Below are 19,489 nucleotides of genomic sequence, written 5' to 3' on the forward strand. Positions count from 1 at the left end.
GATGTCTGAAAAAATAGAAAATAAACTGAATCAAATTCCGGTTGTCAAGCAATTGATAGCCATTGCCAAGCGAATTACACTGAAATCTTTGGAGGGACTTTCTCTTTATGATATCATTGAACTTTATGTTACTGGAATTCTAAAAGGAGCGTTTTCCTATCGCGCCAGTGCTATTGCGTTCAGTTTCTTTATGGCGCTGTTTCCATTTGCGCTGTTTATTTTAAACTTGATTCCTTATATTCCTATCGATAATTTTCAAGATGATTTTTTAGGATTCATTGCCGAAAACGTTCCTCCCAATACTTTTGAAGCTATTCATGCTACCTTAACAGATATTTTGAATAACAGTTACAACGGCTTGTTGTCATCGGGTTTTATTTTATCTATCTTTTTGATGACTAATGGAATAAATGCTATTTTAGGAGGTTTTGAAATGTCTACTCATATTACCATGACTCGAGGTTTCTTTAGGCAATATTTTGTAGCTTTGGCCATTTCCTTGAGTTTGTCTTTTATTCTATTGTTTACCGTGGCGGCTATTGTTACTTTTGAGATAATCATTCAAAAAATAAAAATGCAGGGTTTCATTAATGATGATGTCGATTTGATTGTTTGGGGAAGATATTTGTTCGTCCTTTTAATGGTTTTAATCACGACTTCTATTTTGTATAAATTTGGAACCAAAGAAACTTATACCATTTCTTTTATAAGCTATGGAGCAGCTTTTACTACGATTCTAATTGTTCTTTCTTCTTATGTTTTTGGTATTTATGTAGAAAAATTTGCTAGGTATAATGAACTCTATGGATCAATTGGTACGCTTCTTGTATTAATGTTCTATATATGGATCAACTGTATGGTTTTATTGTTAGGGTTCGAGTTAAATGCTACAATTAGTAAATTAAAAAGAAAAAATTTATATATTTAGCAAAAATTAAAATCAAAAATTATGAAAAAACAAATCGTATTCTTTTTGTTTGTGGCTTTGACTTCTTTAGTGTCAGTTGCGCAAACAACTATAAGTGGTGTAAAAGTAGATAATAAATTAACTATTGACGGACAAGATTTAGTGTTAAATGGTGCTGGTTTAAGAGAAAAAATGTGGATTGATTTATATGTAGGTTCTTTGTATTTACCAAAAAAATCAAGCAATGCCAATGAAATTATGGCAAGTACTGAAGGTGCCGCTATTAAATTAAACATCGTTTCGGGAATGATTACTTCCGAAAAAATGATTAATGCCGTTAACGAAGGTTTCGAAAACGCAACCGGAGGAAAAACAGCTCCTTTGAAAGCTAAAATCGATAAATTCAAAGCATTCTTCAAAGAAGAAATCGTAAAAGGAGATCAATTCCTTATCGTAAATGTTCCAGGAACTGGCGTTGTAGTGTATAAAAACGGAACGAAAAAAGGCGTTATTGAAGGTCAAGATTTCAAAAAAGCACTTTTCGGAATTTGGTTATGCGACAAACCGGCCGATAAAAACTTAAAAGCAGGAATGTTAGGAAAATAATTCCAAAACACTAAAAAATAAGCAAAAGCGTTCTTACTCAAGAGCGCTTTTTTATTTAAAGTCTTTTCACTTTTTCGTTTTTAAAACTACCTTTGTTATATGCTGTATTTTATAGAAGTTGTTTTACCATTGGCAGTAGCCAAAACATTTACGTACCAGGTTTCCGAAGCGGAGTTTAACTTCATGCAAATAGGAATGCGTGTTGCAGTTCCTTTTGGTAAAACCAAAATCTATACAGCGTTAACTATCGGGAAACACAATACGCCACCGCAGTTGTACGAACCCAAAGAAATTCATCAAATTTTAGACGAAAAACCCATTGTAAACGAATTTCAAATTCAACATTGGAACTGGATTGCAGAATACTATATGTGTTCTTTGGGCGAAGTTTTTAAAGCGGCAGTTCCGTCCGGATTTATTTTAGAGAGCGAAACTCAATTGTTGCCCAAAGCTATTGATGATTTACCGAAACATCAACTAAAAGATGACGAATATCTAATTGTTGAAGCGTTGCAACATCAGTCATCGATTACGCTGCAAGAAGTGGTAAAGATTTTGGGTAAAAAAACGGTAATTCCGGTTATAAATTCGCTTTTAGAAAAAGGTGCTATTGCATTGCACGAAGAAATCAGTGAGCAGTACAAACCTAAATTAGTTCGCTATATTAAGTTGGACGAGTTGTATTCGCAACAAGAAAAACTTTCCGAATTACTAGAAATTCTCTCACGTGCACCCAAACAACGCGAATTGGTTTTGCATTATTTTCAGTTGCAAGCAAGGGAACGAAAACCTATTCCGGTTAAAGAGTTGTTGGAAACATCAGGAACTACTGCGGCAACTGTAAAAGCCTTGGTAGAAAAGGAAATTTTTATCGAATATCATATCCATGAAGATCGGGTTTCTTTTGAAAAAGAAGACGATTCGGCATTCCAATTGAGTTTGGCTCAAGCCAATGCTTTAAAAGGAATTGAAACCGGTTTTGATGAAAATGACGTCATGTTGCTTCACGGTGTAACGGCTTCCGGAAAAACAGAAATTTATATAAAATTAATTGAACGTTTTTTAAGACACGAAAAACAAGTGTTGTTTCTGTTGCCGGAAATTGCTTTAACCGCTCAATTGGTACAACGTTTAACGGCTTACTTTGGGAACCAAGTGGCAGTGTATCATTCCAAATATACCAATAACGAACGCATTGAAGTTTGGAATAATTTGTTGCAATATGCAGATCCAAACGCCAGTGAAGAAGCAAAGCAAAAAGCCCGCGTGGTGATTGGTGTTCGTAGTGCGTTGTTTTTACCTTTTTCTGATTTAGGGTTAATCGTTATTGACGAAGAGCACGAACAAACATTCAAACAACAAGATCCTGCGCCGCGTTATCATGCGCGCGATGCGGCAGTAGTTTTGGCAAAATGGTATAGAGCTAAAGTTTTGTTAGGAAGCGCAACGCCTAGTTTAGAATCGTATTACAATGTGAAAATTGGAAAATACGGTTTGGTCGAACTCAAAGAACGCTACGGAAATGTAGTTTTGCCCGAAATTCAACTGGTCGATTTAAAAGATAAATATTTTAGAAAGCGAATGACCGGACATTTTTCGGATGTTTTGCTAGAAAATATCAAAGAAACAGTCAATAATGGTGAGCAAGTAATTTTGTTTCAAAACCGACGTGGATTTTCGCCTTACGTGGAGTGTTTAACCTGTGGTCACGTGCCGCATTGTCCAAGTTGCGATGTTAGTTTAACGTATTACAAATATAAAAATCAGCTAAAATGTCATTATTGCGGTTATCATATTGCTAATCCAACGCATTGTCATAGTTGTAATTCGTTGGATTTAAATACGAAAGGTTTTGGAACCGAACAAATAGAACAAGAATTGATTCAGTTGTTTCCGATGAAAAAAATTGGACGAATGGATCAAGATACTACAAAAGGTAAATTTGGTTTCGAACGAATTATCGATGCGTTTAAAAATCGGGAATTTGATATTTTGGTAGGAACTCAAATGTTAGCTAAAGGCTTGGATTTTGACAATGTAACTTTGGTAGGAATTCTCAATGCCGATAATTTGTTGAATCAACCTAATTTTAGAGCTTTCGAACGTGCGTTTCAGTTGATGACGCAAGTTTCGGGTAGGGCAGGACGAAAAGAGAAACAAGGAAGAGTTTTGATTCAAACCTATAATCCATATCATAACACCATTCAACAAGTGGTGCACAATGCGTATGAGGAAATGTTTAAGGAGCAAATTTATGAACGAAAGAATTTCAAATATCCGCCTTTTTACAGAATCATTCGTCTTACGTTAAAACATAGAGATTACGACAAGTTGAAGGAAGGTTCATTTTGGATATATAATGTAATGAAACAACACTTGGATTTGCCTGTTTTAGGTCCGGAAGAACCCATGATCAGCAGAATTCGAAATGAATATATCCGAACGATTTTGGTTAAAATTCCAACAGAACATCATTTGGGTAAAACAAAAAAAACTATCCAAAAAATATTGAATAGTTTTGAAGCGGTTTCGCAATACCGAAGTATTAAAGTTTCGGCTAATGTGGATTACTACTAAAGACTTTCGATAGCTTTAGCAATAGAATCTTTTTTGTTTCTACTTATTGGAATTTTTGTATTTCCAATTTCAGCAAATTTGCTGTTAAATTTGTCAATTCGTTCTACGTTTACAATGAAAGATTTGTGAACACGAATAAATTTTCCTTGTGGTAATTCGTTTTCAAAAGATTTCATAGTAGAAAGCACAAGATGGTTTTCGTCATCAGTAATAATTTTGATATAATCGCCAAAGGCTTCTATCCATTTAATTTTTGAAGTGTAAACTTTTAGTTTTTTTAAGTTACTTTTAATAATAATAGCTTCTCCCAAATCTTCTTGAGCGTCAGATCGTAGCTGATGTAGTTCTAATGCTTTTTTAACAGCTTTTAAAAAACGCTCTTTTGAAATAGGTTTTTGCAAAAAATCAGTTGCTTCATAATCGAAAGCTTTAACGGCATAATCTGCCTTAGATGTAATAAAGATAATCTGGGGTTTCATTTTTAACCCGTCCAATAAATCAAAACCGTTAATTAGCGGCATTTCAATGTCTAAGAAAATAAGATCAACTGTATTGTGATTGATACAGTTCTTTGCTTCAAGAGCATTAGCGAAGTCGCCTACTAAATGAAGATTAGGCGATTCGTTAACAAGTTTGGTAATAGTCATCCTCTGGATGGCACTATCATCTACAACGATACAGTTCAATTTCATAGGCATATAATTTTCCTGTTAAATATAAAGTATTTATTTGAAATAACGCGGGATTGCATAAAAAAATATACAAAAAGAAAAATAGGTTTTGATAATTAAATAGAAAGCATTACTTTTGCACCCAATTTTATAAATAACTTAATTGTATTTAGTATGAATCATTATGAATCTGTTTTCATCTTGAATCCCGTTTTATCTGAACAACAGATAAAGGAAACAGTAAGCAAGTTTGAAGATTTTCTTACGTCAAAAGGAGCTGAGATGGTATCAAAAGAGGATTGGGGCTTAAAAAAATTAGCTTATGAAATCCAACACAAAAAAAGTGGTTTTTATCACTTATTCGAATTCAAAGCACCTGGCGATATTATTGCTGCTTATGAAACTGAATTCCGTCGTGACGAGCGTATTATGCGTTTCTTGACTGTAGCGTTAGACAAACACGCTGTGTCATGGGCAGAAAGAAGAAGAGCAAAATTAAAATCTAAATCAAACTAATTATGTCAACTTTAGAGCAATCTGCAAAAGGTAAAAAAGAGGGAGATATCAGATATCTAACCCCATTAAATATTGAAACTAACAAACAAAAAAAATATTGTCGTTTCAAAAAATCAGGTATTAAATATGTAGATTATAAAGATCCTGATTTCTTATTGAAATTCGTTAACGAGCAAGGTAAAATTTTACCTCGTCGTTTAACCGGAACTTCTTTAAAATACCAAAGAAAAGTTTCTGTGGCTGTAAAAAGAGCTCGTCATTTAGCTTTAATGCCATACGTAGCTGATTTATTAAAATAATTATTAAAATATAGTTGTTGTCCCGATAACATCGGGACTAACTTCTACTAATATAAGGACAACAACATGGAACTTATTTTAAAACAAGACGTACAGAATTTAGGATTTAAAGATGATGTAGTAACTGTAAAAAACGGTTATGGTCGTAACTATTTAATTCCTCAAGGTTTTGCTATTTTGGCAACTCCTTCTGCTAAAAAAGTTTTAGCTGAAAATTTAAAACAAAAAGCTCATAAAGAGGCTAAAATTGTTGCTGATGCTAAAGCTATTGCTGATGCAATCAAAGCTCTTGAGATCAAAATTACAGCTAAAGCAGGTGGTGATAAATTATTCGGTTCAGTTACAAACGCTGATATTGCTGCTGTTTTAGAAAGTAACGGTCATGCTATTGAGAAAAAATTCATCACTAGCGGTATCGTGAAAAGATTAGGTAAATATAGCGCTACTGTAAGATTACACAGAGAAGTTATCGTAGATTTACCTTATGAAATTGTTGCTGAACAAGCTTAATTCATAGAAAAATATTGATTGAAAGCTCCGCAATTAGCGGAGCTTTTTTTATATTTACCTTTTTATTCTATAGAAGAGAAAGCTTTCTTGGCTTTCTTTGTATTTGTTTAGCTTATATGAAATACATCAGACTTACCAAAGAACAATTAGAGGAGTTACATCCTGAATTTATTACTTTTTTGGCAACCCAATCTATTGATAAAAAAGAATGGGATGTCTTAAAAGAAACCAAACCTCAAGTGGCAGAACAGGAAATAGATGTTTTCTCAGATATGATTTGGGACAGAGCTCTTACAAATGTGAATTTTATCGACCATTTTTCTAAAAACTATATTTTTTTGTTCAAATGTATTGGAGGAATCGTTTTTTCCTATGTAATTAATGCAGTTAATAGGGATGTTGATTTTTTAAGTGCAGAAGGGATTCATTGGTTAAGCGAAAACATGAGTTCAAAAGAAGTTGAAATACAAAAAGGAAAGAAGGATATTTCTGTTGACAGAAACGGTGCTTTGTTTGAAATTATTAAACAAGGCGGAATCATTAGCAAAGGAGAGTTGTTTACTAAATTAGAAATTCTATTAAATCAATAAATTAGTATGGATGCTTTGGCAACTATTAAAGCTTTACGCGAAGAATTAAATCAGCATAATTATAATTATTATGTTTTAGATAATCCAACAATTTCAGATTTTGAATTTGACCAGAAATTAAAACAATTACAAGAATTAGAAACGCAGCATCCTGAGTTTTTTGATGAAAATTCACCAACGCAACGTGTTGGGGGCGCTGTGACTAAGAATTTTGAAACCATTCAGCATGAATATCGAATGTATTCTTTAGATAATTCGTATTCAAAAGAAGATTTAATAGACTGGATTTCACGTTGTCAAAAAATATTGGGAGACGTTCAGCTAGAATTCACTTGCGAATTAAAATATGATGGCGCTTCTATTAGTATTTTGTATGAAGACGGAAAACTAAAACGAGCTTTAACTCGTGGTGATGGTTTTCAAGGGGATGATGTAACCAATAATGTAAAAACGATCAAATCGGTTCCTATTCAGTTAAAAGGGGATTATCCGAATAAATTTGAAATAAGAGGTGAAATTATTTTGCCTTTGGCAGGTTTCGAAAAAATGAATCAGGATTTGATTGAAATAGGAGAAACACCATATTCAAATCCAAGAAATACAGCATCAGGAAGTTTAAAATTACAAGATTCAGCTGAAGTTGCCAGACGACCTTTAGATTGTTTGTTGTATTCTATTGTAGGAAATAATCTTCCGTTAGACAGTCAATTTCATGGACTGGAAAAAGCCAGAGAATGGGGGTTTAAAGTACCTAAACAATCCAAGTTGGTTAAATCGGTAGATGAAGTGTTTGAGTTCATTAATTATTGGGATGTTCACCGACACGATATGCCGTTTGAAACCGATGGAGTGGTAGTGAAAGTCAACCAAATTCAATATCAGGAAGAATTAGGATATACCGCTAAATCCCCTCGTTGGGCAATTGCTTATAAGTTTAAGGCAGAACAAGCAGTTACGGTTTTAAATTCTATTTCTTATCAGGTAGGAAGAACCGGAGCGATCACGCCAGTTGCCAATTTAGAACCGGTGCAGTTAGCCGGAACTATTGTTAAAAGAGCTTCATTGCATAATGCTGATCAAATAGAGAAATTAGATATTAGAGTAGGAGATACTGTTTTTGTAGAAAAAGGAGGCGAAATTATCCCGAAAATTGTAGGTGTTGATGTGACTCAAAGAAGAGTTGATTCTCAAAAGACTGTATATATTACGCATTGCCCGGAATGTAATACGGAATTGATTAGAAATGAAGGTGAAGCACAACATTATTGCCCTAATTTTTATGGATGTCCCCCTCAAATTATTGGTCGTGTTCAGCATTTTATCACGCGTAAAGCAATGGATATTGATGGTTTAGGAGGTGAAACAGTGGCTTTATTATATAATAATGGTTTGATTGAAAATTACGCCGATTTATACGAACTGAAAAAAGAACAGATTGTTCCATTGGAACGCATGGCTGAGAAATCGGCTGAAAATTTAATCAATGGAATAGAAAAATCGAAAGAAATTCCGTTTGAAAGAGTATTATATGCTTTAGGAATTCGATATGTCGGAGAAACAGTAGCTAAAAAATTAGCGAAACATTATAAAAATATCGATGCTTTGACTTCGGCTTCTTTAATGGATCTGGTATTGGTAGATGAGATTGGTGAAAAAATAGCGCAAAGTGTTCTTCAGTTTTTTGAGAACCCTAATAATGTGTTGTTAATTGACCGTTTAAAAAAATATGGAGTGCAATTAGCTGTCGATGAGAGCAAATCAACTTCGGTTTCCAATAAACTAGAAGGAAAGGTTTTTGTGGTTTCCGGAGTGTTTGAAGTGTATTCTAGAGACGATTTGAAAAAAGCTATTGAAGATAACGGAGGAAAAGTCGGAAGTTCTATATCGTCTAAAACGGATTATGTAGTAGCGGGAGATAATATGGGACCTTCTAAACTGGAAAAAGCAAATAAATTAGGAATTCCTATTATTTCAGAATATGAATTTAATGATTTATTAGAATAATGCTTAAAGTAGAAGTTTCCATACTATTGTATGCTATAGCGGCAATACTATTTGTGGGAGCTTCTATTTTTGATAATTATGAATTAGAGTTGTTAGTAAAACCTGTAATTATTCCGTCTATTTTCTTTGCTTATTTTACATTTTCAAAAGAAAAAGTGAACACAATGTTTTTTCTCTCGTTGCTTTTTTTCTTTGTAGGAGACATGCTCTTTTTGATCGGTGGAGAAGAAATTTATGAGTTATCATTATTCGTGCTTTTAGTTCCTTACATCTTGGTGCTTTGTTTTATATGGAAAGACTTTAGGATTTTGGTTAAAGAAGTAGATGAAAATATTATTGATTTTTCTTTTTTTCTGGTTTTAGCAGTGTTAACAACGCTTATTCTTTTAGTGTTAGATTTTTTAGAAGTAAAAACAAAAATGGAGTTCTTGGCTTATTTGCTTTTTGGAATAGAGCTTGAAATTATGGGATTGCTAACAACGATAATTTATTATAATTCAGCAAACAAGAAGAATTTTTATTTAACTTTGGCAGTATCAACATTTATATTTTCTGATTTATTTTTTGTTTTGTATAAAAATTTTGAAGAAATAAAGCTATTCAGAATAACAAACATAGCTACCCAAACGTTATCATACTACTTCTATCTGATGTATTTTGTGGAAAGAGAAAAGACTGTTAAAAACCTGGTATGATATCAAATTTTAAAAATCCTGCTTTAGCCTTGTATTTTTTATCGTATGTACTATATCTTTTTTTCTTTAAGATATATGACGATAAAGAAATTTCGCTGCTTTTTAAGCCCATGATTGTAACATCAATATCGTTTTATTATTTTTTTAATAATGGTATTGACGGGTATAAAAATAAAATGCATTATGTGGTGTTTTTGTTACTTTTTGTAGCTGATAATCTATCTTTAATGCTCGAAGATGTCTTTACAAAAGGAGCTCTTTTTGTTTACTCATTTATAATGATTATTTTATTCTACTTTTTATTAGAAGATTCCAGAATCTTTAAGAAACAGAATAAGCTGGTTGTTTTGAGAGTTATCTTATTTATGTGTGTTATGTTCTCTATACTAATAAAATTGATTTCAACATATTGGTTGACAAAAGATTTTAGTGTATACTATAATGTTTTGTTTTATACAACTATGGCTATAGGTATACTAATAATGAGCGCATATAATTTCTTCAAGAAAAAAACGATGAGTTCAAAGTTTTTATTAATCACATTTGTATCGCTTTTTGGTTCAGATACATTGTATGTGATGTATAAATATTACAGCCAACATGAAATTTGGCTGTATGCGAGTTGTTTAATTGAAATTCCGAGTTATTTCTTTTTGGTGAAATATTTTATGTTTAGAGATCAGGAAAACTCAGTTGTGACTATACAATAATATTTCTTGTACTTCCGTCAAATGTTTTGTCATTAGTAAAGTAAAAATCTATTCTTCCTAGATTGATTCCATAACACCCAACCTGATTTACCGGAACCGGTTTTCCATCCAAATTAGTTTCAATAACAGGTTTGTCCAAAAAAGTATGTGTGTGCCCGCCAATAATCAAATCAATATCTTTGGTTTTTCGAGCTAATAAAGTATCACAAACCTTATTAGGATCGTCTTTATATTTAAAACCAAGGTGCGATAAGCAAATGATTAGATCACATTTGTGCTTTTCTTTTAGTTCTTGCACAATATCGGTGGAAATCTCTATCGGGTCATTATAGACTGTTTCTTTAGAAAGTTTTTTGTCTACCAAACCTTCTAATTGAACGCCTAAACCAAAAATTCCGATTTTGATTCCGTCGCGAACTAAAATTTTATAAGGTTTTACAATGCCGTTTAAAATAGTGTTTTTGAAATCATAATTAGCAGAAACGAAGTCAAAATCAGCATGCGGTAATTGAGTGTAAAAACCGTCAATTCCATTGTCGAAATCATGATTTCCCATGGTAGCCAAATCGTATTTCATCATACTCATTAGTTTAAACTCTAATTCACCGCCATAATAATTAAAATAAGGAGTTCCTTGGAAAATATCACCGGCATCTAAAAGTAAAACATTCTTTTCTTCACTTCTTATTTTATCGATAAGAGCAGCTCTTCTGGCAACACCCCCAATATTCGGGTTCTTAGGATGGTCAGCAGGAAAAGGGTCAATGTGGCTGTGAACATCATTAGTGTGAAGAATAGTTATCTTCTTAGTTTCAATTTTGTCAAAACTACTTAAAGATAATCCGCCAAGTGATAAAAGAGCCGAACCGGTAACTGTTTTTTGTATAAAATCTCTTCTTTCCATATTCTCCTTATTCTATAATGATTTTTTCTTCTGTTAAATTAGGTAGTGTATCTACACTTTTAAAATAGTCAATCAATAAGTTTCGCAACTTGTAATCAAGATCGTATTTTTTTTGACTTTTGGTAAAAAATGTCATATTATCTCCGCCATTTGCTAGGTAATCAGACGTAGCTACATAGTAAATTTTATCGTCTTGAATGGGTTGATCTTGAATTAAGATTTTATCGACTGATTTTTCGTCTTTCGACAAGTAAATTTTAATTCCGGCCAGCGGATGCGGTTTTTTGTTTTCCAAAAGATAAGTCGCTATTTCTTTGACTTGACTTCCTTTTAATTCGGCAACAATTAAACTGTTCTCAAAAGGCATTACTTCGTATGCAGTTCTACTGGTTACGTTCCCTTGAGGAATAATAGCGCGAATTCCGCCATGATTTAGGATGCAAAAATCAATATTTTTGTGTTCTCTTTTTTGAAATATGGGATTTCCTAAACTCAGAGTTGTTTCAGCTAATAAATTTCCGATATTGGTTTGCCATCTTCCTTTACTTTTATCTTGGTCTACCGGATTATAGGCTAAAATGCTATCTAAGTCTTTGTTAATGTGCTCTCTGTAAGGTGTTACAAAATTTTCAATGTCTTTTCTACTACCCGTATTTTTATTAATATTGATTGTGTTAGACTTGACTTCATAAATCTTTCCTTTATAAGATCCGCAAGAAGTAAAGGATAAAAATGTTAATAATATAACAAAATAGATAGACTTGAAAGTATTCTTTTTTACTTTTACCATGTTCATGATAGGGTTAAATGCTTAATTTTGCCGAAATTGTAAAATTACTATGTTTTCTAAAATTATTAACCGCTTTTTTTTAAAAAAAATAATTAATAAAAGGTTAAATTTAATTAAAAATGATTCGTTAGAGGGAAAGGTAGATACAATTGGAATTATAATTGACGAAACAAGAAAGAGTTATATACAACAGGTATTGAAAGAAATTAAAGCAGAAGGAATAGCTTTGGATCAAGTTTCAGTTTTAATCTATAAAGATACAGCTAAAAACAAAGAGGTTATAGAAGAGCCTTTTTTTACTGCTAAAAATGTGAGTTTAGCAGGAGGAATAAATAAAAAAGAAGCTGCTGATTTTTTAGAAAAGCCTTTTGATGTTTTGATTAATTATTATGATGAAAATAAACCGTGTTTGCTTTTAGCTACGACACAATCAAAAGCTAAGTTTAAAGTGGGGTTTGATGAAGTAGATTACAGAGCAAATCATTTCATTGTTAAAACAACTGTAGATCAAGTAAAATTGTTTGCTAACGAATTGTTTAAATATTTAAGAATACTAAAAAAACTATAATGCAAAGATTTTTAGGAACAGGTGTGGCATTGGTAACACCTTTTAAAAAAGATTTTTCGGTAGATACCGAGGCTTTAGTTAAAATTGTAGATTATGTTACTGAAGGCGGAGTAGAATATCTGGTAGTTCTTGGAACTACTGCGGAATCTGCAACATTGAATAAGGAAGAAAAAGAACTTGTTATAAAAACAGTTGTTGAAGCTAATAAAGGAAGATTACCTTTGGTTTTAGGTATTGGCGGAAATAATACTTTGGCTGTTGTTGAAGAATTAAAAAGCAGAGATCTTTCTGAATTTGATGCTGTTTTGTCAGTTTCTCCTTATTATAACAAACCTACACAAGAAGGCATCTACCAGCATTTTAAAGCTATTGCGGAAGCTTCTCCGTTGCCTGTAATTCTTTATAATGTTCCGGGTAGAACAGCAAGTAATATGCTGCCGGCAACAGTAATTCGTTTAGCCAATGACTTTAAAAACATAATCGGAGTTAAAGAAGCCGCCGGAGATATAGTTCAGGCAATGCGATTGATTCAGCATAAACCGAAAGATTTCTTGGTGATTTCAGGCGATGATATGATTGCATTACCAATGGTTTTAGCAGGAGGATCAGGTGTTATTTCGGTAATAGGTCAAGGATATCCCGAAGAATTTTCAGAATTAATCCGATTGGGTTTACAACATAAAGTAGACGAAGCGTATACTTTACATTATAAATTAGCCGATAGTATTGATATGATTTTTGAACAAGGAAATCCGGGAGGAATTAAAGAAATCTTTAAATCTTTAGGTTTGGCAGAAAATACCGTTCGTTTACCTTTAGTAAATGTTAGTGAAGATTTGGCTAAAAGATTAGATGATTTTACTAAAAGACTACAATAAAAAAAGATTTTTGTAGTATATAAATAATGTCTAAATTTGCAGTTGCTTTTTTAGATGCTCTATTTTTTAAAAAAGTTAAAACAAAATAAATGAAAAAAATATTTAGTTTAGTATTGGTTTCCGTTTTGCTAGTTTCTTGTGGCGAATATCAAAAAGCTTTAAAAAGCGAAGATGTTGCTGTAAAAACGAAAGTAGCAGAGAAGATGTATGAAAAAGAAAAGTATGGTAAAGCTATTCGTTTATATGAACAAATTGCTCCTACTGTAAAAGGAAAGCCTAGTGCTGAACGTATTTTTTATTATTATGCGAAATCGTATTATAATGCAAAGCAATACTATTTAGCAGGATATCAGTTTGAGAATTTTGCAGCGACTTACCCTAAGAGTGAAAAAAGAGAAGAAGCCGCATTTTTAGGAGCAGAATGTTACTATAAATTGTCTCCGGTTTTTAGTTTAGATCAAACGGATACAGAAAAAGCATTGACTAAGCTTCAAAAATTTATCGATATGTATCCTAATTCTGAGTATTTACCGCAAGCAAATGCTTATGTAAAAGAATTGAATGAAAAACTGGAGAAAAAAGCTTTTGAAATTGCAAAACAATACAATACTATTTCCGATTATAAATCAGCTTTAAAAGCATTTGATAATTTTTTAGGTGATTTTCCCGGAACAATTTACAAAGAACAAGCACTATATTACCGTTTGGATTCAGCATATAAATTAGCTGTTAATTCAGTGCCAAGTAAAAAAGAAGAACGTTTAAATTATGCTAAAGTTACTTATACCAGCTTGGTGAAATTTAAATCAGATTCTGAATATAAAGAACAAGCGGATAAAATGTTAGTGGTTATAGAAAAAGAGTTACAACAATATTCTAATATAAATTAAATCATGGATTTAAAAAAGACAACTGCTCCTGTAAATACAATTACGTATAACAAAGCTAGAATTGAGGCGCCGACCGGAAATATTTATGAAGCTATAACTATTATAGCTAAAAGAGCAGGTCAAATCAATACTGAGATTAAAAAAGAATTGTTAGAAAAATTAGATGAATTTGCTACTTATAATGATAGCTTAGAAGAAATTTTTGAGAACAAAGAGCAAATTGAAGTATCTAAATTTTACGAAAAATTACCTAAACCACACGCTTTAGCAGTTCAGGAGTGGTTAGAGGATAAAATCTATTATAGAGAAGCAAAATAATTTAATAGCTTATGTCTGTTCTGTGCGGTAAAAAAATTATTCTGGGTGTATCTGGAGGTATAGCTGCGTACAAAACAGCACATTTGGTAAGACTTTTTATAAAAGCAGGTGCTCATGTAAAAGTTGTCATGACGCCTGCTTCTAAAGATTTTGTTACTCCTTTAACACTTGCAACCTTATCTAAACATCCCGTCGTTTCAGAATTTTATAACGAAGAGGATGAAAATGCTGTTTGGAATAATCACGTAGAATTAGCACTTTGGGGAGATTTGATGGTTATTGCTCCGGCAACAGCTAATACATTAGCGAAAATGGCTAACGGGAACTGTGATAATCTACTTATTGCGACTTATCTTTCTGCTAAATGCCCGGTTTATTTTGCTCCTGCAATGGACTTGGATATGTATAAGCATCCTTCAACTTTAGATAGTTTTACGAAATTACAAAAATTTGGAGATACAATAATTCCTGCCGAAAAAGGGGAATTAGCCAGTGGGCTTTCCGGAGAAGGAAGAATGGCAGAACCCGAAAATATTGTTTCTTTTTTAGAAAATGATCTACTTCAGAAACTTCCTTTACGCAATCAAAAAATATTGGTAACCGCAGGACCAACCTACGAGGCTATAGATCCTGTTCGTTTTATCGGGAATCATTCCTCCGGTAAAATGGGATTTGATATAGCTCAAAAAGCAGCAGAACAAGGTGCAGAAGTAATTTTGGTTACAGGACCTACACATTTGCAGTTAAAAAACAGCCAGGTACAAATTGTTCGGGTGCAGTCAGCTCAGGAAATGTACGAATCATGTCATCGGTATTTCGATGAAGTAGATGCGGCAATAGCAGCGGCGGCAGTAGCAGATTATCGTCCGAAAATTGTTGCTGATCAAAAAATAAAAAAGAATGATGCTACGTTTACAATAGAGCTAGAAAAGACAAAAGATATTCTTGCGTCTTTAGGCGAAAAGAAAAAAAATCAGTTTTTGGTTGGGTTTGCATTAGAAACAGAGAATGAAATTGAACACGCAAAGCTTAAAATTCAGAAAAAAAACTTAGATTTGATTGTGTTAAACTCTTTAAATGATTCTGGTGCCGGTTTTGGACATCCGACCAATAAAGTTACTTTTATTAATTCGATGTTGGAAATTGAGCCTATGGAATTAAAATCAAAAGAAGAGGTGGCACAAGATATCATCAACAAAATTATAGAAAGAAAGCATGCGTAACGTTTTAGCTATATTATTTTTGGTTTTCAATTTTGCTGTAAGTTCTGCACAGGAACTTAATGCTACAGTTTCGGTAAATTATGAAAGAATGACCGATGTGAATCCTCAAATTTTTAAAAACTTAGAAACAAAAGTTCGTGAGTTCTTAAATAATACGCGCTTTACAGATTTAGATTTTAAACAACATGAAAAAATTGAGTGTAATTTCTATATCAATGTAGCTGAGTTTAATTCAAATAACATACAAGCAACACTTCAAGTACAATCATCTCGACCGATCTATAATTCAAGTTATAGTTCACCGGTTTTAAATATCAATGATAAAGATGTGGGATTTCGTTTTTTAGAGTATGAACAGTTGGTGTACGACCAAAACAATTTTACCTCTAATTTAATTTCAGTTTTAGCTTTTTATGCTAATATTATTATTGCAGTTGATCGGGAAACTTTTGAAGAAAACGGAGGGACAAAATATTTACAGTCTGCATTGACTATCATGAATTTTGCTCAACCTCAAGGATATAAAGGATGGTCTCAAAATGAAAATACAAATACAAATCGTTATTTTTTGATTACTGATATCATGTCTAATACTTATAGTGCTTATCGAAAAGCGATGTATGAGTATCACGCTAAAGGTTTAGATATAATGGAAAGTAATCCGGCGAAAGCTAAAGAAGAAATAGAGAAATCAATAGAAACTTTGTCGGCTATTCAAAAATATAGACCTAATGCTTTTCTAACCCGAGTGTTTTTTGATGCAAAGGTTGATGAAGTAGTTGCTATATTTTCAGGAGGACCAACTTATAATACAGTTCCATTAAGAGAAACTTTGGATAGAATTTCACCTTTGAATTCAGCAAAATGGAATAGAATCCGCTAAAAATAAGTTTATGATATGCTTTTAACTTTAGCAATAAAAAATTATGCACTTATCGATTCGTTGGAAATTAATTTCTCGAATCGATTTTCAATTATAACCGGTGAAACAGGTGCCGGAAAATCCATTTTACTAGGGGCTTTAGGTTTGGTTTTAGGAAATAGAGCTGATTTGAGTTCGCTGAAAGACGAAGAACAAAAATGTGTAGTTGAAGCTCATTTTGATGTCAGTAAATATGGTTTAAAAGCTGTTTTTGAAGCTGCCGATTTTGATTATGAAGAGGTAACAATTATCAGAAGAGAAATTTTGCCTTCAGGAAAATCACGCGCTTTTGTCAATGATAGCCCTGTAAATCTTCAGGAATTACAAGGATTGGCTAACTTTCTTTTAGATATTCATTCACAACATCAAACACGCGATTTGATTGATGAAACCTATCAGATTCAAATTTTGGATGCCGTAGCTCAAAATAAAGAGCTTTTAGGGGAATTTAAAGGCGAATTATCAAATTTTAAAAAGCTTCAAAAAGCACTTCAAAAATTGCAAACCGAAAAGCAATCACTTCTTAACGAGCAAGAATACAATTTGTATTTGTTTAACGAACTTACTCAAGCTAATTTGAAAGAAGAAGAACAAGAAGAATTAGAGTCGGAGCAAGAAGTATTGAGTAATATTGAATTCGTAAAAGAAAATATCGATAAAGTTTTGGCTTTAGCCAAAGAAGAAGAAATAGGGATTTTAGCTAGTAGTTTAGAAGCTAAAAATAGCTTACAAAAATTAGCATCACTTTCTAAAGAGTATCAAAATTTAGCCGAACGTTTCAATAGTGTTTTTATTGAACTAGATGATATTATTGAAGAGTGTGTGGTTAAGCAAGAACAGATTGTTGATGATCCGGAGCGGTTGATTTATATCAACGAAAGGTTACAATTGATCTATAATTTGCTGAAAAAACACAATGTTTCTACAATTGCGGAATTACTTGCGATTCAAAACCAATTGAGTGAAAAAGTAACCAAATTTGATGGTATAGATAGTGAAATTGCTGAAATAGAAGCTCAAATTGAGAATCAGTTGGAGAAATTAAATAGCATTTCAGAACAGATAGCAAAAGCGAGACAAGAAACGGCTCCTCAATTAGAAAAAGCATTATTGGAAATCATTGCACCTTTAGGAATGCCAGATGCACAAATAGAATTTGCGATCGAACCTTTGGAACAATTTACAGAAACCGGAAAGGACAAAGTTTCATTACTGTTTTCGGCTAATAAAGGAATGAAGCCGGGCTTGATTAAAAAGATGGCTTCCGGTGGAGAAATGTCTCGAATTATGTTGGCAGTAAAAGCTGTTTTAGCACAATCGGTTCACTTGCCAACCATTATTTTTGATGAGATTGATACCGGAGTTTCCGGAGAAGTAGCTTTAAAAATGGGCGAAATTATGAAAGAAATGAGCGGGAAAATGCAAGTGTTTGCCATTACCCATTTACCTCAGATTGCTGCTAAAGGAAACCAACATTATAAAGTGTTTAAAAACGAAAGTAACGGCATTGTGTCTTCTGAAATTAAACAATTGTCAGAGGAAGAAAGAGTTCTGGAAATTGCTGAAATGTTGTCGGGTAAAAATATTACCGACTCGGCATTGGCTCATGCCCGAACATTGTTAAATTAAAATAGTATTTTTGTTTATTAATTACGTAAAAGAATAAATTATGATTATAGAGCCTAGAATGCGTGGTTTTATCTGCTTAACAGCTCATCCGGAAGGTTGTGCACAAAGCGTGAAAAATCAAATTGAATACGTTAAATCTAAAGGAAAAATTGACGGAGCAAAAAGAGTATTAGTAATTGGAGCATCAACCGGATTTGGATTGGCGTCAAGAATTGCAAGTGCTTTTGGAAGCGATGCAGCTACTATAGGAGTATTTTTTGAAAAAGCACCTTCGGAAGGTAAAACAGCAACTCCGGGATGGTACAATTCAGCGGCTTTTGAAAAAGAAGCAGCAAAAGCAGGATTGTATGCTAAAAGTATTAATGGAGATGCATTTTCAGATGAAGTAAAACAACAAACCATCGATTTGATCAAACAAGATTTAGGTCAAGTTGATTTAGTGATCTACAGTTTGGCTTCGCCAGTAAGAAAAGATCCGAAAACAGATACATTATATCGTTCAGTCTTAAAGCCAATTGGGAATAAATTTACAGATAAGACCGTAGATTTTCATACAGGTAAAGTATCAGAGGTTTCAATTGAACCTTGTAATGAAGAGGAAATTGCTAATACGGTAAAAGTAATGGGTGGTGAAGATTGGATGTTGTGGATAGAAGTTATGAAAAAAGCAGGAGTTCTGGCAGAAGGTGTTTTAACTTTGGCGTATTCTTACATTGGACCTGAAGTTACAGAACCGGTGTACAGAAAAGGAACTATCGGTAGAGCAAAAGATCATTTGGAAGCTACTGCATTTGAAATCACGGATGTTTTAAATGATATTCAAGGTAAGGCTTATGTTTCGGTGAACAAAGCATTGGTAACACAGGCGAGTTCTGCAATTCCGGTTATTCCTTTATATATATCATTATTGTATAAAACCATGAAAGCAAAAGGATTGCATGAAGGATGTATTGAACAAATGCAACGTTTGTTTCAAGATCGTTTGTATAATGGAGGAGAAGTACCGACAGATGACAAAAATAGAATTAGAGTTGACGATTGGGAAATGAGAGAAGATGTTCAGGAAGAAGTGAAAAAGCTTTGGGCAATTGCTACAACTGAAAACTTATCTGAAATAGGAGATTTAGCTGGTTACAAACAAGATTTCTTAAATTTATTCGGATTTGGTTTTGAAGGCGTAGATTATTTGGCTGACACTAATGAAGTTGTAAATGTTCCAAGTATAATTATCTAATAAAGTGTATTATTTTGATTATTTAATCTGTTAGTAATTTAACTTTTA

21 protein-coding genes are annotated in these 19,489 nt (G+C 32.8%); 18 read left to right on the forward strand and 3 right to left on the reverse strand.

What is annotated here, in order from left to right:
* The first annotated feature begins 1 nt into the window (after position 1).
* The 3 genes from ACUSJC_RS15350 to priA all read left to right on the forward strand — a co-directional run bounded on the left by ACUSJC_RS15350 (position 2) and on the right by priA (position 4,090).
* Positions 2–928 (forward strand): YihY/virulence factor BrkB family protein, encoded by a 927-nt coding sequence (locus tag ACUSJC_RS15350; RefSeq protein ID WP_449270447.1) that lies wholly within the window; start codon positions 2–4, stop codon positions 926–928.
* Positions 929–949: 21 nt separating this feature from the next.
* On the forward strand, positions 950–1,513 hold the full coding sequence (locus ACUSJC_RS15355; RefSeq protein ID WP_449270448.1) for a chalcone isomerase family protein: 564 nt from the start codon (positions 950–952) through the stop codon (positions 1,511–1,513).
* 99 nt (positions 1,514–1,612) lie between these two features.
* The gene (gene priA / locus ACUSJC_RS15360; RefSeq protein ID WP_449270449.1) at positions 1,613–4,090 is read left to right on the forward strand and encodes a replication restart helicase PriA; all 2,478 of its coding nucleotides are present in this window, start codon (positions 1,613–1,615) and stop codon (positions 4,088–4,090) included.
* On the opposite strand, the gene ACUSJC_RS15365 is transcribed toward priA, so the two are convergent.
* Positions 4,087–4,782: a LytR/AlgR family response regulator transcription factor gene (locus tag ACUSJC_RS15365; RefSeq protein ID WP_449270450.1), complete on the reverse strand. Its 696-nt coding sequence runs from the start codon at positions 4,780–4,782 to the stop codon at positions 4,087–4,089. The genes priA and ACUSJC_RS15365 overlap by 4 nt on opposite strands.
* A gap of 153 nt (positions 4,783–4,935) precedes the next feature.
* Here ACUSJC_RS15365 and rpsF point away from each other — a divergent pair, with 153 nt between their 5' ends.
* The 7 genes from rpsF (at position 4,936) to ACUSJC_RS15400 (ending at position 10,085) form a co-directional block, all read left to right on the forward strand.
* Entirely contained in the window at positions 4,936–5,277 is a 342-nt protein-coding gene (rpsF, locus tag ACUSJC_RS15370; protein ID WP_449270451.1) for a 30S ribosomal protein S6, read from the forward strand.
* 2 nt (positions 5,278–5,279) lie between these two features.
* The gene (gene rpsR, locus ACUSJC_RS15375) at positions 5,280–5,576 is read left to right on the forward strand and encodes a 30S ribosomal protein S18 (RefSeq protein ID WP_072785428.1); all 297 of its coding nucleotides are present in this window, start codon (positions 5,280–5,282) and stop codon (positions 5,574–5,576) included.
* Positions 5,577–5,642: 66 nt separating this feature from the next.
* Positions 5,643–6,086 (forward strand): 50S ribosomal protein L9, encoded by a 444-nt coding sequence (gene rplI / locus ACUSJC_RS15380; protein ID WP_449270452.1) that lies wholly within the window; start codon positions 5,643–5,645, stop codon positions 6,084–6,086.
* A 116-nt stretch (positions 6,087–6,202) separates the two neighbouring features.
* A complete protein-coding gene (locus ACUSJC_RS15385) occupies positions 6,203–6,676 on the forward strand; it encodes a DUF6495 family protein (protein ID WP_449270453.1) in 474 nt (157 codons plus the stop codon).
* A gap of 6 nt (positions 6,677–6,682) precedes the next feature.
* Positions 6,683–8,680 (forward strand): NAD-dependent DNA ligase LigA, encoded by a 1,998-nt coding sequence (gene ligA / locus ACUSJC_RS15390; RefSeq protein WP_449270454.1) that lies wholly within the window; start codon positions 6,683–6,685, stop codon positions 8,678–8,680.
* A complete protein-coding gene (locus ACUSJC_RS15395; protein ID WP_449270455.1) occupies positions 8,680–9,375 on the forward strand; it encodes a hypothetical protein in 696 nt (231 codons plus the stop codon). The genes ligA and ACUSJC_RS15395 overlap by 1 nt, the downstream gene beginning before the upstream one ends.
* Positions 9,372–10,085 carry a hypothetical protein gene (locus tag ACUSJC_RS15400; protein WP_449270456.1) on the forward strand — a complete coding sequence of 238 codons (714 nt, stop codon included), beginning with the start codon at positions 9,372–9,374 and terminating at the stop codon, positions 10,083–10,085. The genes ACUSJC_RS15395 and ACUSJC_RS15400 overlap by 4 nt, the downstream gene beginning before the upstream one ends.
* Here ACUSJC_RS15400 and ACUSJC_RS15405 read toward each other — a convergent pair.
* Positions 10,075–10,989, reverse strand: coding sequence for a bifunctional metallophosphatase/5'-nucleotidase (locus tag ACUSJC_RS15405; protein WP_449270457.1), 915 nt, complete (start codon positions 10,987–10,989; stop codon positions 10,075–10,077). The genes ACUSJC_RS15400 and ACUSJC_RS15405 overlap by 11 nt on opposite strands.
* 7 nt (positions 10,990–10,996) lie before the next feature.
* Positions 10,997–11,785 carry a 5'-nucleotidase C-terminal domain-containing protein gene (locus ACUSJC_RS15410; RefSeq protein WP_449270458.1) on the reverse strand — a complete coding sequence of 263 codons (789 nt, stop codon included), beginning with the start codon at positions 11,783–11,785 and terminating at the stop codon, positions 10,997–10,999.
* Positions 11,786–11,828: 43 nt separating this feature from the next.
* Here ACUSJC_RS15410 and ACUSJC_RS15415 point away from each other — a divergent pair, with 43 nt between their 5' ends.
* From ACUSJC_RS15415 to fabV, 8 genes are all read left to right on the forward strand, one after another.
* The gene (locus ACUSJC_RS15415; RefSeq protein ID WP_449270459.1) at positions 11,829–12,347 is read left to right on the forward strand and encodes a DUF6913 domain-containing protein; all 519 of its coding nucleotides are present in this window, start codon (positions 11,829–11,831) and stop codon (positions 12,345–12,347) included.
* Positions 12,347–13,225, forward strand: a complete 879-nt coding sequence (gene dapA / locus ACUSJC_RS15420; RefSeq protein WP_449270460.1) for a 4-hydroxy-tetrahydrodipicolinate synthase — start codon at positions 12,347–12,349, stop codon at positions 13,223–13,225. The genes ACUSJC_RS15415 and dapA overlap by 1 nt, the downstream gene beginning before the upstream one ends.
* 89 nt (positions 13,226–13,314) lie before the next feature.
* The gene (locus ACUSJC_RS15425) at positions 13,315–14,115 is read left to right on the forward strand and encodes an outer membrane protein assembly factor BamD (protein WP_449270461.1); all 801 of its coding nucleotides are present in this window, start codon (positions 13,315–13,317) and stop codon (positions 14,113–14,115) included.
* A 3-nt stretch (positions 14,116–14,118) separates the two neighbouring features.
* Positions 14,119–14,433 (forward strand): DNA-directed RNA polymerase subunit omega, encoded by a 315-nt coding sequence (locus tag ACUSJC_RS15430; protein WP_449270462.1) that lies wholly within the window; start codon positions 14,119–14,121, stop codon positions 14,431–14,433.
* A gap of 11 nt (positions 14,434–14,444) precedes the next feature.
* Positions 14,445–15,656, forward strand: a complete 1,212-nt coding sequence (gene coaBC, locus ACUSJC_RS15435; RefSeq protein WP_449270463.1) for a bifunctional phosphopantothenoylcysteine decarboxylase/phosphopantothenate--cysteine ligase CoaBC — start codon at positions 14,445–14,447, stop codon at positions 15,654–15,656.
* On the forward strand, positions 15,649–16,539 hold the full coding sequence (gene porD, locus ACUSJC_RS15440; RefSeq protein WP_449270464.1) for a type IX secretion system protein PorD: 891 nt from the start codon (positions 15,649–15,651) through the stop codon (positions 16,537–16,539). Before coaBC ends, porD begins: the two co-directional genes overlap by 8 nt.
* Positions 16,540–16,554: 15 nt before the next feature.
* Complete coding sequence (recN, locus tag ACUSJC_RS15445) at positions 16,555–18,207, forward strand: DNA repair protein RecN (RefSeq protein ID WP_449270465.1); 1,653 nt, start codon at positions 16,555–16,557, stop codon at positions 18,205–18,207.
* A 40-nt stretch (positions 18,208–18,247) separates the two neighbouring features.
* Positions 18,248–19,441, forward strand: coding sequence for an enoyl-ACP reductase FabV (gene fabV / locus ACUSJC_RS15450; RefSeq protein ID WP_449270466.1), 1,194 nt, complete (start codon positions 18,248–18,250; stop codon positions 19,439–19,441).
* Positions 19,442–19,489 lie beyond the last annotated feature (48 nt).

This window comes from Flavobacterium sp. U410 (assembly GCF_053570605.1).

What these genes read in the sequence shown, in the direction of transcription:
- ACUSJC_RS15350 (WP_449270447.1), top strand. Translation starts at nt 2, where the DNA reads ATGTCTGAAAAAATAGAAAATAAACTGAATCAAATTCCGGTTGTCAAG.
- ACUSJC_RS15355 (WP_449270448.1), top strand. Translation starts at nt 950, where the DNA reads ATGAAAAAACAAATCGTATTCTTTTTGTTTGTGGCTTTGACTTCTTTA.
- priA (WP_449270449.1), top strand. Translation starts at nt 1,613, where the DNA reads ATGCTGTATTTTATAGAAGTTGTTTTACCATTGGCAGTAGCCAAAACA.
- ACUSJC_RS15365 (WP_449270450.1), bottom strand. Translation starts at nt 4,782, where the DNA reads ATGAAATTGAACTGTATCGTTGTAGATGATAGTGCCATCCAGAGGATG.
- rpsF (WP_449270451.1), top strand. Translation starts at nt 4,936, where the DNA reads ATGAATCATTATGAATCTGTTTTCATCTTGAATCCCGTTTTATCTGAA.
- rpsR (WP_072785428.1), top strand. Translation starts at nt 5,280, where the DNA reads ATGTCAACTTTAGAGCAATCTGCAAAAGGTAAAAAAGAGGGAGATATC.
- rplI (WP_449270452.1), top strand. Translation starts at nt 5,643, where the DNA reads ATGGAACTTATTTTAAAACAAGACGTACAGAATTTAGGATTTAAAGAT.
- ACUSJC_RS15385 (WP_449270453.1), top strand. Translation starts at nt 6,203, where the DNA reads ATGAAATACATCAGACTTACCAAAGAACAATTAGAGGAGTTACATCCT.
- ligA (WP_449270454.1), top strand. Translation starts at nt 6,683, where the DNA reads ATGGATGCTTTGGCAACTATTAAAGCTTTACGCGAAGAATTAAATCAG.
- ACUSJC_RS15395 (WP_449270455.1), top strand. Translation starts at nt 8,680, where the DNA reads ATGCTTAAAGTAGAAGTTTCCATACTATTGTATGCTATAGCGGCAATA.
- ACUSJC_RS15400 (WP_449270456.1), top strand. Translation starts at nt 9,372, where the DNA reads ATGATATCAAATTTTAAAAATCCTGCTTTAGCCTTGTATTTTTTATCG.
- ACUSJC_RS15405 (WP_449270457.1), bottom strand. Translation starts at nt 10,989, where the DNA reads ATGGAAAGAAGAGATTTTATACAAAAAACAGTTACCGGTTCGGCTCTT.
- ACUSJC_RS15410 (WP_449270458.1), bottom strand. Translation starts at nt 11,785, where the DNA reads ATGAACATGGTAAAAGTAAAAAAGAATACTTTCAAGTCTATCTATTTT.
- ACUSJC_RS15415 (WP_449270459.1), top strand. Translation starts at nt 11,829, where the DNA reads ATGTTTTCTAAAATTATTAACCGCTTTTTTTTAAAAAAAATAATTAAT.
- dapA (WP_449270460.1), top strand. Translation starts at nt 12,347, where the DNA reads ATGCAAAGATTTTTAGGAACAGGTGTGGCATTGGTAACACCTTTTAAA.
- ACUSJC_RS15425 (WP_449270461.1), top strand. Translation starts at nt 13,315, where the DNA reads ATGAAAAAAATATTTAGTTTAGTATTGGTTTCCGTTTTGCTAGTTTCT.
- ACUSJC_RS15430 (WP_449270462.1), top strand. Translation starts at nt 14,119, where the DNA reads ATGGATTTAAAAAAGACAACTGCTCCTGTAAATACAATTACGTATAAC.
- coaBC (WP_449270463.1), top strand. Translation starts at nt 14,445, where the DNA reads ATGTCTGTTCTGTGCGGTAAAAAAATTATTCTGGGTGTATCTGGAGGT.
- porD (WP_449270464.1), top strand. Translation starts at nt 15,649, where the DNA reads ATGCGTAACGTTTTAGCTATATTATTTTTGGTTTTCAATTTTGCTGTA.
- recN (WP_449270465.1), top strand. Translation starts at nt 16,555, where the DNA reads ATGCTTTTAACTTTAGCAATAAAAAATTATGCACTTATCGATTCGTTG.
- fabV (WP_449270466.1), top strand. Translation starts at nt 18,248, where the DNA reads ATGATTATAGAGCCTAGAATGCGTGGTTTTATCTGCTTAACAGCTCAT.